The organism is Nocardia ninae NBRC 108245, assembly GCF_007990755.1.
GTDB classification, from domain to species: domain Bacteria; phylum Actinomycetota; class Actinomycetes; order Mycobacteriales; family Mycobacteriaceae; genus Nocardia; species Nocardia ninae.
Genome location: NZ_BJXA01000035.1, coordinates 33753 through 46567, shown reverse-complemented (window position 1 = coordinate 46567; position 12815 = coordinate 33753). Strand labels below are relative to the sequence as shown.

Sequence of the window (12815 nt, the reverse complement as noted above, 5' to 3'; positions counted from 1 at the left end):
GTTGCATATGACGAGGGTTTACGCTTAGTGTGCACACGGTGGACGCTGCGGGGTCTCCCCCTGCGGCGCTGACGACAGGAGCAGGTCAATGACGGAACCGGGATCCAAGCCGCTCGCGGGTAGAACGCTGATCATGTCGGGCGGCAGCCGCGGCATCGGTCTGGAGATCGCCAAGCGGGCAGCGGCCGACGGCGCGAACATCACCCTGATCGCCAAGACCGATCTGCCGCACCCGAAGCTCCCCGGCACCATCCATACCGCAGCGGCCGAACTCGAGGCGGCCGGCGCTCAGGTACTGCCGTTCGTCGGCGATGTGCGCATCGACGACTCGGTAGCCGAGGCCGTGCGACAGACGGTCGAGCGGTTCGGCGGCATCGACATCGTGGTGAACAACGCCTCGGCCATCGATCTGTCGCCCACCGACGCGCTGCCGATGAAGAAATACGACCTGATGCAGGACATCAACACCCGGGGCAGCTTCCTGCTGTCCAAGCTGAGCATCCCGCATCTGCGCGCCTCGGCCGCGGCCGACCGCAACCCGCACATCCTCACCCTGTCCCCGCCGCTCAATCTCGACCCGAGATGGGCGGGCATGGCACTGGGTTACACCATCGCCAAGTACGGAATGTCGCTCACCACACTGGGTTTGGCCGAAGAGCTGAAGGGCGACGGGATCGGCGTGAACTCGCTGTGGCCGCGCACCACCATCGCCACCGCCGCGGTGAAGAACCTGCTCGGCGGCGAGGAGATGATCGCCACCTCACGCACCCCCGACATCTACGCCGACGCCGCCTACCTGGTGCTCACCTCGCCGGCCAAGTCGACCTCCGGCAACTTCTTCATCGACGACGATGTCCTTGCCGCGCACGGCATCACGGATCTGGAGAAATACCGCGTGATCCCCGGCGACGGCCCGCTCACCACCGACCTGTTCTTGTCCGACTCGCCACTGGGCAGGTAGCACGGAAGCGGGGGACGGGCCAGGCCCGTCCCCCGCTCATGTCCGTGCGAGATCAGTTGTCTTGCTTGGCATTCGCGATGCCGTACAGCCGCTCCCAGTTGGCGCGGCTGGTCAGCTCGGGCACCGCGGCGCGGTATTCCCGTTGCAGGGCGGGCAGTTCGTTGCGGAGCCTGCGCAGCACGTGAATGGTGCGGCGCAGCAGCTGACGGGCCCGCGCTTTGTCCCGCTGCCGGACGCGAACGCCGGACTGCGAGGCGTCGGTGACCACCACGTGGTCGAACAGCGAGACATGCCACCAGTACGCGTCTTCGCGGGTGACGCCGATGACGCCGTGCTGGGTGCGGCCGAACCACTGGTTGACGGCGCGCTTGATCAGCACGAGCATCGGGCGACTGGGTTCGCCGGTGGCGCGGCGCAATTGGATGTCACCGGAGCGCACCGGCGGCGTCGAGGCCGGATGCTTGATCGTCTCCGGGTAGTCGGCCCGGCTGCCGCGGGCGGCGGCCAGCGCGGCGATACCGCCGTCCTGCAACACCTTCGGGCCCTTCAGGAAGTCCTCGATGCCCTGCAGGGTGGTATGCACCAGGCCGTACTGCATCGCGACCAGCTGTTCGGCCAGCTCACGGAACAGCTTGCGGGTGATCGCCTTTCCGTCGAGATCGGTGTGCAGCGAGCCGACGATCAACGAGTTGCGCGTGCTGAAGTAGCGCGCCCAGTCGTCGTAGTCCTTCCAGTAGAAGTCCGCGTGCCACACCGCGGCGTTCGGCAGGGTGACCGTGACGAAACCGTTCTCGCGGGCGCGGATGCCGTATTCGACGTCGTCCCACTGGAAGAAGATGGGGACGGGCAGCCCGATCTTGGCGACCACCTCGGCCGGGATCAGGCAGGTCCACCACGCGTTGTACCCGGCGTCGACGCGACGCTCCTGGTTGCGCTTGAGCATGCTGGTGTTGCGCAACGCCTTCGGCACCTTCTGGCCGTGCCGCAGCTGCTGCAGATGCACCTCTTCGGCGCCGACATTGAGGTAATCGGGGTTGAGCAGGAACAACATCTGCGCGCCGACCAGGGTCGGCTCCACCGTCATGTTGGCGAAGGCGTTGAGCCGCAACACCGTTTCCGGTTCGCACAGGATGTCGTCGTCCATCAGGATGACGTCGGCGTGCTCGTTCGCCGCGGACACCTCGTAGAGCCCGCGGGTGAAGCCGCCCGCCCCACCGAGATTCGGCTGGCGCAGGTAGCGCAGCTTGTCGCCGAACACCGGAACGACCTCTTGGTACAGCGGCCGGTCCTGCACCAGGTCGGTGCCCTGGTCCACCACGTACACCGCGTCGATCGCGCCGAGCACGACCTCGTCGGAGGCCAGCGCCGCGACGGTGTGCGCGCAGTCCTCGGCGCGGTTGAAGGTGCAGATGGCGATCGCGACCGGCCGGATGTGGTCCGGCGCTGCCGTGGTCCAGCTGACCTCGGTGATGCCGAGGTCGCCACCGATGGCGTCGAATTCGAGCCAGATCGCCCCGCCGTCGACGTACTGATCCAGCGGCGCGGTGAGCGTCAGCGGGCCGCTCTCGGTGACCTGCGCGGTGTCGATGATCCGGCGGTGCCCCGCGATATCGGAGGCGACCAGCCGGATCCTGGCCTTCTTGGTCACGTCGAGCACCATGGCCACCCGCACCTCGGTGACGGTGGTCCAGCGCTGCCAGTAGCTCGCGGCGAATCGGCCGAAGTAGGTGTTGGTGTGCGCGGCCGCGCCCTTTTCCAGCCGCAGCACCTGGCGTTCCCGATGCGCGCGACCCTTGACGACGGCATACAGCTCGTCGCTCACCTTCGCCGAGGGACCGGTGAAGATGCCGCGCTGCAACACCAGCCGATCCGGCGCCCGGTGGTCGGAGCGCAGCGAGGCAGGCGCGACAACGGCCGGCGCTCGATCGTTCGTTTCGGTAACGGCCTGGGTAGCCGACTGATCCATGAAGTCCTCGAAATCGTTATCGTGCCGGACGGGACAGACTGCCCCTGGATGCCGTTCGCGGCGGGGGTGAGGATATCAACCACCGTAGCGAGCTGCCTGCTCAGCCGTGGTGCCGCCGTGTCCTATTTCGATTGCTGAACGTTCGCTGCTCCGTCGGTGCCTGCCTCGTCACCACGCTTGCCCGCGCCCGTGAAGACGAATTTGTCGTAGGCCCAATAGCGGAAGATCACCGCCACCATCTGGCCGATGAGCGTGCCGGAGATGTTGTCCGAGAGCGGCGAGGACAGGTCCAGCACGTACCGGGAGAAACCCAGGCACCCCAGTTGCAGGCCGATCGCGACGACATTGAAGACGGCATAGAGAAGGTATTCGCGGCCCGGGTTGTCGGTCTTCTTGTGCGCGAAGGTCCACCACTTGTTGCCGAAATAGGTGACCACCGTGGCCACCGCGATCGCAATGATCTTGGCGGGCAGCGGGTAGTGATAAAGCATGCCCTCGCCGCCCCAGAACACCAGGAGGTTGTAGGTGCCCGCGTCGACGAGGAAGCCGATCGCCCCGACCACCAGGAACGCGCTGCCCTGCCGCAGCGCGGCGAGCACCTTGCCGACGATCGATCCCTGGGCAGGCGGCACGGTCTCGCCCGCCCGCGCGGTCGATTCACTGGTTGGCACGGCCCGACGGTACCGCAGCCCCGGCGCGGCATGGCGCGACCGAAAATTCCCCCGTCGGCGCGCTGAGGTCGGCCACACGTCCGCAGTGAGTTCCCTGTACCCTCCCGGTGTTCCCACATTCACCACCGATCGCGAGGATTGACCCGGGTGGACTCCACCGAGCTTCGAATTGCCGCCGTGGTGCCGTGCCACAACGAGGAGGCGTCCGTCGCCAAGGTCGTGGCCGACCTGCTGGCCGCCGTGCCGGGAATCGTCGTCTATGTCTACGACAACCTGAGTACGGACAAGACGGCCGAACGCGCCCGCGAGGCCGGTGCGATCGTGCGCCACGAATACACCAAGGGCAAGGGCAATGTGGTGCGCCGCGCCTTCGCCGACATCGAGGCCGACGTCTACCTGATGATCGACGGCGACGACACCTACGAGGCGTCGGCCGCGCCGCTGATGATCAAGACCCTGCTCGACGGTCCGTACGACCACGTGCTCGGCGTCCGCAGGCAGGACGAGAGCGGTTCGGCGTACCGCACGGGCCACGAGACCGGTAACAAGGTGCTCAACGGCGTGGTCGGCAAGGTGTTCGGCGAGAACGTCGAAGACATGCTGAGCGGCTTCCGGGTGTTCTCCCGCCGGTTCGTGAAGAGCTTCCCCGCCGTGTCGCGCGAGTTCGAGATCGAGACCGAACTGACGGTGCACTCGCTGCACCTGCGGGTGCCGCGGACCGCGGTGCCGGTCGGCTTCCGCGACCGCCCCGCGGGCAGTGAGAGCAAACTGCGCACCTATCACGACGGGTTCAAGATCCTGGCGCTGATCATCGGTCTGGCCAGGCACGAACGCCCGGTCGCGTTCTACGGACTGTTCGGCACGCTGAGCTGGCTGGTCTCCATCATTCTGAGCGTTCCGATCGTGGTCGAGTTCTACAACACCGGTGAGGTGCCCCGGTTCCCGACGCTGTTCCTCGCGTTCACATTGCTGCTGCTCGGCAGCCTGGCGTGGACCGCGGGTCTGATCCTGGACGGCATCCGGCGCTCGCGGCACGAGGCCGCGCGACTGGTGTACCTGCGTTACTCCGCGGTGAGCGCGGACGAGCACCAGCCCAACGGCAACGGCGGTGACGCCCGCACCGGCGGAGCAGGGCTGTGACCACCGCGGCGGAGGACACCGAATCGAATTCGACACCGGCGCTGGACGAATCGGCTGCTGAATCGACCAACGGGTCGACGAAGACCACCTCGGTCGAGGCTCCTGCCAAGTCCGGATCGGCCCGTGACTTCGGCGCCCGGATCGTGACGCGTCTCGGCGGGGCAACGGTCGCGTTCACCGTGCTCGTCGCGATCTTCGGCGGGCTGTTCACCGTTCTCACGCCGCCCTTCTGGGGCCACGACGAGATCACCCAGTTCGGCCGCGCCTACCAGGTCGCGCACGGCGGGCTGTTGCCACAGCAGATTCACGACACCCGCGGCGTCGCCTACGGCGGCGATGTGCCGAAAAGCATCACCGCCGTAATGGGTTACGCGCTGCGCGACTACACGACCAACCCCGAAGAGCCGGGCTCGATGGTCGAGGACCCGGGTGCCTACGACCGGCTCGGCGGGGCCGCGGTCTCCGACGCCACCGAACCGGTCTGGTTCACCAACACCGCCGCCTACTCGCCGGTGCCGTATATCCCTGCGGCCGTGGGTATTCGACTGGCCGAGCTGTTCGGGCTCGACGTCGGCGGAATGATCGCACTGACCAGGCTCGCCGGTCTGCTCGCCTACCTGACGGTGGTCGGCTTCGGGCTGTACGCGCTGCGCAGGCATCGAGTGCAGTGGCTGGCGTTCACCGTCGCGGTGCTGCCGATCGCGGTGTTCCAGGCGGGCACCGTCACGGCGGACACCATGACCAACGCGCTGGCCATCATGGTGTCGGCGCTGCTGGTAAAGGCGCTGTTCCTCGGCGACCAGCTCGGTCGGGTGGAAACCGGTGCGCTGCTTGCCGCGACGATCCTGCTGCCGGTGAGCAAGCCGACCTATGTGCTGCTCGCGATGCTGGTGGTGCTGGTGCCCGCGGACCGGCTCGGTTTCACCGGCTGGCGGCGCTGGATTCCGTGGGCCTTCGCGGCAGCGGGCGGTCTGGTCTTCGCCGCGTGGATGAAGATCGCGGCACCCACCGGCGACGGCATGGGCCTGATGCGACCCGAGCACCAGTGGCGCTCGGTGCAGCCGGGCGAGCAGCTGCGCGGAATTCTCACCGACCCAGGGCATTTCATCTCCGTGTTCGGCGAGAGCATCGCACTGCGCGACCAACGGTGGTTCAGCCAGTTCTTCGGCGAGCTCGGTTTCGCCTACATCGATGTCCCCGCGCTGACGATGCTGGCCTGCCTGTTCGCCTTCGCGGTGAGCATCGGTGTCGCGGATCGACTGAGCGCGGCCACCTTCCGGCGCACCCTGCTCGTCGCGCTGACCGTGGCGGCCAGCGTGGCGATGATCTACGTGACGCTGTACATGTCGTTCACGCCGGTCGGCTACTACATCATCGACGGTGTGCAGGGCCGCTACTTCGTGCCGCTGGCGATCGTCGCCTTCGCGGTGCTGCTGCGCTGGATGCCGTTGCGGCTCACCAACATCGCGGGCCGCACGCCGACCGTCGGCCCCGCCGTCACCATCATCGTCGCCACCGTGATCGCCCTCATCGGCGCGGTCTGGAAGTACTACGACATCGTCTGGGGCTGAGCCGCACCGTTATTGATTTCCCGCACCTGGAATCGCATGCGAATCTCGGTGTGGGAAATCGACAGGTGTGCGGCTAGTCGGTTGGGGTGAGGGTCTGTTCGCCCGCCGCGACGTAGGCGCGCTCGGTGATGGCTTTGTAGGGACGCCACCAGGATTCGTTGTCGCGGTACCACTGGACGGTCGCCGCGAGGCCCGCGCGGAAGTCGGCGTAGCGCGGGGACCAGCCGAGTTCGGTGCGCAGCAGCGTCGCGTCGATGGCGTAGCGCTGGTCGTGGCCCGGGCGGTCGGTGACGTGGTCGAAGTCGTCCGGATCGCGGTCGAAGGCCTGCAGGATCATCCGCACCACGGACTTGTTGTCCAGTTCGCCGTCGGCGCCGATCAGATAGGTCTGCCCGATCCGGCCGCGCTCCAGGATGTCCCACACGGCGCGGTTGTGGTCGTCCACGTGGATCCAGTCGCGCACCTGATGGCCGGCGCCGTAGAGCCGCGGCCGGACGCCATCGATCAAATTGGTGATCTGGCGCGGGATGAACTTCTCCACATGTTGATAGGGACCGTAGTTGTTGCTGCAGTTCGACAGGGTGGCGCGGACACCGAACGAGCGGGTCCAGGCGCGCACCAGCAGATCGCTCGAGGCCTTGGTGGCCGAGTACGGGCTGGACGGGTTGTACGGAGTGCGTTCGGTGAACGCGGGCTCGTCGGGGGTGAGATCGCCGTAGACCTCGTCGGTGGAGACGTGGTGGTAGCGCACGTCGTAGCGGCGCACGGCCTGCAGCAGTGAATAGGTGCCGATGATATTGGTCTGCACGAACGGCCACGGCTCGGCCAGCGAGTTGTCGTTGTGCGATTCGGCGGCGAAATGCACCACCGCGTCGACACCGCTGACCAGTTCGTCGACCAGATCGAGGTCGGCGATATCGCCGTGCACGAAATCGATCCGGTCGGCCACCGGGTCCAGCGAGGCACGATTTCCCGCGTAGGTCAGTGCGTCGAGCACCGTTACGGTGGTATCGGGGCGGTCGGCAACGGTCTGCTTGACGAAGTTGGCTCCGATGAATCCGGCTCCGCCGGTGACAAGCAAGCGCACCCCATGACCTTACTTCCACCGGTTCGGCACAGCGTGATCGATTCGAGATAGGCGCGCTCTATCGATCGAACTAGCCCATGCCGCCAGAGTTGCGCTCTGTGACCTTCGTCTCTTACTCTTCAGTAGAAGTCGGACATCCAGTCCTGTTTACAGCCCAAAACCGCACTTAGAGTGTGCATTTCCGAGACCCCACCATGCGACAAGTCTCTTTGGTGAACAAAATTTGAATAAAAGGTCACAACCCGTTCACCACTCGTTGGCTGGTCTAGATTTCGATCGTCTAGTCCCCTCCGAACGCTTCACATTGAGGTTGCACCACATGCTGATGAGGAAATTCGCCGTGTCTTCGGCGCTGCTGATCGCCGCGCTCGGCGTGACTGCGGGCACCGTCAACGCGGCACCGGCCGCCGAGACGGAGGCGCCGATCAATTTCACGTCCCAGGCAACAGACACCCAATCGATCATCTCCATCGACTCCGGCTCGCTGGTCGTCGAGGACGACGCGCTGAAGATCAAGGCCGCCAACGGCACCACCGTCGCGGGCACGCCGCTGAAGTTCCGCCTCGACGACTTCGAGTTCCCGCTCGCGGCCGACATCTCCGACCGCACCGCGACCATCACCCCGCAGCTCGACATGAACAAGGCCGTCTACAAGCCGGTCGCGCTTCCGTTCGAGGACAAGGCGCCGTGGAAGAACGAGTACGACCGTGAGCAGGCGGCCTGGAGCCGGATGACCAGCACCATCTCGATGGGCGCCACCATCGGCACCCTCGTCGGTGGCCTCGGCGGCGCGGCCGTCGGCTGTGTCCTCGGTGGCGCGCTGGGCGGCGTCATCGTCGGCGGCACCATCGTCGGCCTGTTCGGTCCCTTCGTCGGCGGCATCATCGCAGGCTGCCTCGGCGGCGCGGCCGCCATGGGCGCCCTCGGCGTCATCGCGGGCCAGATCCTCGTGACCGCCCCGGTCGCGATCGGTGCGGCGATTCAGTACTTCACCACCATCAACGCCCCCTTCGTTCCCCCGGCCGCCCCGGCCAAGTAGGCAACGCGCACAACCGAATACGAAGCAGAACCCCGCTCGGCCATTGCCGGGCGGGGTTTTTCGTGGTCCCGGCATGCGCGAGCCCCGTCCCGGCCACAGCGGAACGGGGCTCGCCTGGACAGGCCGGCCGGCTTACGCCGTCCGCGCCTGTTGGCCTTCCTCGATCCGAGCCCGGACGAAGCGCGACACCCTGGCCAGGGCCGCCCTGCTCTCCGGCAGACTCGGCGCGATGCTCATGAACGCGTGCACTTGGCCGCGCCAGAGCTCTACCGCGTTCGGTACGCCTGCCGTGGTGAGCCGCTGCGCCATCAACTCGCAGTCGTACCGGAGCACCTCGTCTTCGGCGGCGATCAGCAGCACCGGCGGCAGGCCCGCCAGCAGCCCGTTGACCGGGGACAGCAGCGGATCGAGTTTTCCGTCGGTCTCCGCACCGATGCGGACGACGGCTTCCAGGGCGAGCAGCGGGATGTACGGATCTTTCCGCACATTCATGTGGGTTCGCTTCGCCGCGTAATCCAGGTCCAGCAGCGGACTCAGCCCGACCAGTCCGGCGGGGGCGGGCAGGCCCTCCTCGATCGCGCGCAGTGCGGTGGCGAAGGCCAGGTAGCCGCCCGCCGAGTCACCGGCGAAGACGATCCGGCGGGCGTCCGCGCCGTGGCGCAGCAGCCAGCGGTAGGCGGTGAGACAGTCGTCGACCGAGTTGGTGATGCGCTTGCTCGGCAACTGCCGATAGTCGACGTTCACCACGGGCAGGCCCGTGCGCCGCGCCAGGCTCGCCGCGACCGGCCGGTGGGTACGCAACCCGCAAACTGCGAATCCGCCGCCGTGCATGTACAGCAGGGCACCGTGGCGCAGTGCCCTGGCCGCGCCCGCGGGCCGCACGATCTCCATCCGGAAACCGTTGAGCGACACCTGCTCCCGATCGATCCCCTGGGGCTCCGGCCGCAACCTGGCGAGGGTGTCGATCGCCAGCGCACCGATCGGGATGGTCGCGCGGGTGATCGGTGCGGCGCGCAACGCGGGACGGACCACGCCGAGGCAGGCCGCCAGGACCAGACGCGCGGGGGCACTCAGATTTTCCGGATTCATGACAGTGGCTGACTCGCCGACCCTGGTCGCTGCCATCGCGCACCTACCTCACCAACTGGCGCGCCGAGCCACGACCGAGCGGTCCCAGGCGAGCTGTCGGCGCTGACATCTCACACAGTGTTGTTTCAGAACACCATGCTTGTGTGACCTAAGCAACAGAATCGCTGAACCGACCGCTCCGGAAACCGTGAACGCCGATTCCGTAATCAATTCGACGAACACTCGGAACCTCGCCGACGCTTGGCGCAGGCCGAACTGGCAGACTCCTGGTCATGCGGGGCATTATCTTGGCGGGTGGCACCGGTTCCCGGTTGCATCCGATCACACGCGGGGTCAGCAAGCAGCTTGTCCCGGTCTACGACAAGCCCATGGTCTACTACCCGCTGTCCACGCTGATGCTCGCGGGCATCCGCGACATCCTCGTCATCACCACGCCCGAGGACGCCGACGCGTTCGGCAGGCTGCTCGGCGACGGCGCGCAGTTCGGCCTCTCGATCAGCTACGTGGTGCAACCCGAGCCGGACGGCCTGGCCCGCGCCTTCGTGCTCGGCGCCGACCACATCGGCACCGACAACGCGGCGCTGGTGCTCGGCGACAACATCTTTCACGGCCCGGGGCTCGGCACCAGCCTGAACCGCTTCGCCGGGATCGACGGCGGCGCGGTGTTCGCCTACTGGGTATCGGACCCGACGGCGTACGGCGTGGTCGAGTTCACCGAGGGGCGCGCGGTGTCCATCGAGGAGAAGCCGAAGACCCCGCGCTCGAACTACGCCATCCCGGGGCTGTACTTCTACGACAACGACGTGGTCGAGATCGCGCGCACGCTGAAGCCGTCCGCGCGTGGCGAATACGAGATCACCGACATCAATCGGGCCTACCTGGAACAGGATCGGCTCCGGGTCGACGTGCTCGCGCGCGGTACGGCCTGGCTCGACACCGGCACCTTCGATTCGCTGCTCGACGCCGCCAACTACGTGCGCACCATCGAGGAGCGGCAGGGCCTCAAGATCGGCGTGCCGGAGGAGGTGGCCTGGCGGATGGGCTACATCGACGACGAACAGCTGTGCAAGCTGGCCGAACCGCTGACCCGCTCCGGTTACGGCAGCTACCTGCTCGACATCCTCGAACGCGGCCGGGACTGGTGAGCATGGAGTTCCGGGAGCTCGACGTCCCCGGCGCCTGGGTGATCACCCCGCGCCAGCTCGGCGACGGCCGCGGCATGTTTCTCGAGGGCTTCAAGGCCTCGGAGTTCGAGAAGGTGACGGGCCGGCCGTTCGATCTGCGGCAGGTGAACTGCTCGGTCTCGGCCGCCGGGGTGCTGCGCGGCATCCACTACACCGAGGATCCGCCGGGGCAGGCGAAGTACGTAACCTGTGTGCGCGGTGCGTTTCTCGACGTGGTCGTCGACCTGCGCCCGGGTTCACCCACCTACGGGCGCTGGGACAGCGTGCTGCTCGACGATGTCGACCGGCGCTCGATGTTCCTGTCCGAGGGCCTCGGCCACGCGATCCTCTCGCTGGAGGACAACTCCACCGTCACCTATCTGTGCTCGCTGGAGTACACGCCCGAGTTCGACAGGGACATCGACGCTTTCGACCCGCAGCTCGGCATCGACTGGCCGACGGTCGGCCGCGACGGTAGCCCGCTGACCTTCATCCGCTCGGCCAAAGACACTGCCGCACCGCCCTTTTCCTGAGTAGCACGAAACAGGCCGGCACCACCTCGCGGTGGCACCGGCCTGCTCCGTATCGGCTGTCGGAGTTCAGCCGACGAGCTCGAGCTCCGGTTCGGGAGCACGCTCGGCCTGCTTGGTGCGCTTGACGAAGAAGGCCGAAAGGGCAACCAGCGCACCGGCGATGGAGACGGCCGCGGCGAAGATCAGGCCGGGGCGGTAGGTATCCAGCATCGCGGTGGGCGAGGTGTCACCGTGGCTGCCCGACGCGATGATCGCGGTGGTCACGGCGAGCACGATGGCCGCGCCGACCTGCATCGAGGTCTGCAGCACGCCCGCCGCGAGACCCTGTTCGTCGTCGTCGATCCCGTTGGTCGCCTGAATGTTGATGGCGGGGAAGCCGACCCAGCCGATGCCGATCAGCATGATCGCGGGCAGCAGCATCGTCCAGTACGACGGCGCGGTGTCCAGTCGCAGGAACATCAGGTAGCCGACGGCCATCACGGCCATGGTGACGCCGATGATCGGGCCGGTGCCGAACCGGTCGACCAGCTTGTCGGAGAACACCGCGGACAACGCGACCATCAGACCGACCGGCAGCAGCGCCATCGACAGCTTCAGCGGCGACCAGCCCAGGGTGTCCTGCATGTACAGGGTCACGATGAACTGCCAGCTGAAGTAGGAACCGGCCACCGCGACGATCGCCAGGCTGGCGCGGACCAGCGAGACCTTGCGCAGGATGCCGAGCCGGACCAGCGGGTGCTTGACCCGCTTCTCCACCGCGACGAAGCCGACGAACAAGACCAGCACCGCGGCGAACGAGCCGAGGGTGCGTGCGGACGCCCAGCCCGCCTCCGGCGCCGTGACGACGGTGTAGACCAGCAGCAGCATCGCGGAGGTGGACAGCAGCGCGCCGAACAGGTCGTGGCCGCCTTCTTCGGCGGGCTTGTCCTTCGGGACCAGCACCCACGCGGCGGCCAGCGCGGCCAGCGCGATCGGGACCGGCAGCAGGAAGGTCCAGCGCCAGCCGACCCCGGTCATCAGGCCACCGAACAGCAGGCCGGAGGAGTAACCGCCCGCGCCGAACACGGTGTAGATGGACAGCGCCTTGTTACGGGCCGGGCCCTCGGCGAAGTTGGTGGTGATGATCGACAGGCCGGTCGGCGCGGTGAACGCGGCGGCCAGGCCCTTGATGAATCGGGTGAGGATGAGCAGCGGCCCGGAGCTGACCAGGCCACCGGCCAGCGAGGCGACGGCGAAGACGGCCAGTGCGATCAGGAAGACCTTGCGGCGCCCGAACAGGTCGGCGGTGCGTCCGCCGAGCAGCAGCAGGCCGCCGTAGCCGAGGATGTAGCCGCTGACCAGCCACTGCAGGGTGGAGGTCGAGAGATCCAATTCATTGCCGATGGACGGCAGCGCCACGCCGATCATCGAGACGTCGAGGCCATCGAGGAACAGCACGATGCACAGCGTGATCAGCATGCCCCAAAGCCGGGTAGTCCATACATTCGCGTCGGTCGCGGAGGCGGCCGCCGGGGTTGCCGGTGAAGTCATGCGGGGTACGTTACATGCGCACGCATTAAATGCCAACACATTTAATGCAGTTGCATAGACCTCCG

The 12815-nt window shown here is 67.0% G+C and carries 11 protein-coding genes; 6 read left to right on the top strand and 5 right to left on the bottom strand.

The window, feature by feature from the left end; all coding sequences use genetic code 11:
* Nucleotides 1-88 precede the first annotated feature (88 nt).
* Entirely contained in the window at nt 89-961 is an 873-nt protein-coding gene (locus tag NN4_RS23920) for an SDR family oxidoreductase (RefSeq protein WP_147135499.1), read from the top strand.
* 52 nt (nt 962-1013) lie between these two features.
* On the opposite strand, the gene NN4_RS23915 is transcribed toward NN4_RS23920, so the two are convergent.
* Entirely contained in the window at nt 1014-2927 is a 1914-nt protein-coding gene (locus tag NN4_RS23915) for a glycosyltransferase (RefSeq protein ID WP_147135497.1), read from the bottom strand.
* 122 nt (nt 2928-3049) lie between these two features.
* Complete coding sequence (locus NN4_RS23910) at nt 3050-3598, bottom strand: GtrA family protein (RefSeq protein ID WP_246181043.1); 549 nt, start codon at nt 3596-3598, stop codon at nt 3050-3052.
* Between the two features lie 147 nt (nt 3599-3745).
* On the opposite strand from NN4_RS23910, the gene NN4_RS23905 reads away from it, so the two are divergent.
* Both NN4_RS23905 and NN4_RS23900 read left to right on the top strand, forming a co-directional pair.
* Nucleotides 3746-4738, top strand: a complete 993-nt coding sequence (locus tag NN4_RS23905; protein WP_135234294.1) for a glycosyltransferase — start codon at nt 3746-3748, stop codon at nt 4736-4738.
* Nucleotides 4735-6309, top strand: coding sequence for a DUF2142 domain-containing protein (locus NN4_RS23900; RefSeq protein WP_147135493.1), 1575 nt, complete (start codon nt 4735-4737; stop codon nt 6307-6309). Before NN4_RS23905 ends, NN4_RS23900 begins: the two co-directional genes overlap by 4 nt.
* Nucleotides 6310-6382: 73 nt before the next feature.
* Here NN4_RS23900 and rfbB read toward each other — a convergent pair whose 3' ends face one another.
* Nucleotides 6383-7396, bottom strand: a complete 1014-nt coding sequence (rfbB, locus tag NN4_RS23895; RefSeq protein ID WP_147135490.1) for a dTDP-glucose 4,6-dehydratase — start codon at nt 7394-7396, stop codon at nt 6383-6385.
* A gap of 319 nt (nt 7397-7715) precedes the next feature.
* On the opposite strand from rfbB, the gene NN4_RS23890 reads away from it, so the two are divergent.
* The gene (locus NN4_RS23890) at nt 7716-8435 is read left to right on the top strand and encodes a DUF8020 domain-containing protein (protein ID WP_147135487.1); all 720 of its coding nucleotides are present in this window, start codon (nt 7716-7718) and stop codon (nt 8433-8435) included.
* Between the two features lie 132 nt (nt 8436-8567).
* Here NN4_RS23890 and NN4_RS23885 read toward each other — a convergent pair whose 3' ends face one another.
* Nucleotides 8568-9560 carry an alpha/beta hydrolase gene (locus NN4_RS23885; RefSeq protein WP_147135485.1) on the bottom strand — a complete coding sequence of 331 codons (993 nt, stop codon included), beginning with the start codon at nt 9558-9560 and terminating at the stop codon, nt 8568-8570.
* A 236-nt stretch (nt 9561-9796) separates the two neighbouring features.
* Between NN4_RS23885 and rfbA the strand changes: the two genes are divergently transcribed.
* Together rfbA and NN4_RS23875 are read left to right on the top strand one after the other, a co-directional pair.
* Nucleotides 9797-10669, top strand: coding sequence for a glucose-1-phosphate thymidylyltransferase RfbA (rfbA, locus tag NN4_RS23880; RefSeq protein ID WP_147135482.1), 873 nt, complete (start codon nt 9797-9799; stop codon nt 10667-10669).
* A gap of 2 nt (nt 10670-10671) precedes the next feature.
* Nucleotides 10672-11220, top strand: coding sequence for a dTDP-4-dehydrorhamnose 3,5-epimerase family protein (locus NN4_RS23875; protein WP_135234287.1), 549 nt, complete (start codon nt 10672-10674; stop codon nt 11218-11220).
* 66 nt (nt 11221-11286) lie between these two features.
* On the opposite strand, the gene NN4_RS23870 is transcribed toward NN4_RS23875, so the two are convergent.
* Complete coding sequence (locus NN4_RS23870) at nt 11287-12750, bottom strand: MFS transporter (RefSeq protein WP_222595151.1); 1464 nt, start codon at nt 12748-12750, stop codon at nt 11287-11289.
* Nucleotides 12751-12815: the final 65 nt, after the last annotated feature.

Coding starts and splice junctions, on each gene's coding strand:
- NN4_RS23890 (WP_147135487.1), top strand. CDS start 7,716: ATGCTGATGAGGAAATTCGCCGTGTCTTCGGCGCTGCTGATCGCCGCG.
- NN4_RS23885 (WP_147135485.1), bottom strand. CDS start 9,560: ATGGCAGCGACCAGGGTCGGCGAGTCAGCCACTGTCATGAATCCGGAA.
- rfbA (WP_147135482.1), top strand. CDS start 9,797: ATGCGGGGCATTATCTTGGCGGGTGGCACCGGTTCCCGGTTGCATCCG.
- NN4_RS23915 (WP_147135497.1), bottom strand. CDS start 2,927: ATGGATCAGTCGGCTACCCAGGCCGTTACCGAAACGAACGATCGAGCG.
- NN4_RS23920 (WP_147135499.1), top strand. CDS start 89: ATGACGGAACCGGGATCCAAGCCGCTCGCGGGTAGAACGCTGATCATG.
- NN4_RS23870 (WP_222595151.1), bottom strand. CDS start 12,750: ATGACTTCACCGGCAACCCCGGCGGCCGCCTCCGCGACCGACGCGAAT.
- NN4_RS23875 (WP_135234287.1), top strand. CDS start 10,672: ATGGAGTTCCGGGAGCTCGACGTCCCCGGCGCCTGGGTGATCACCCCG.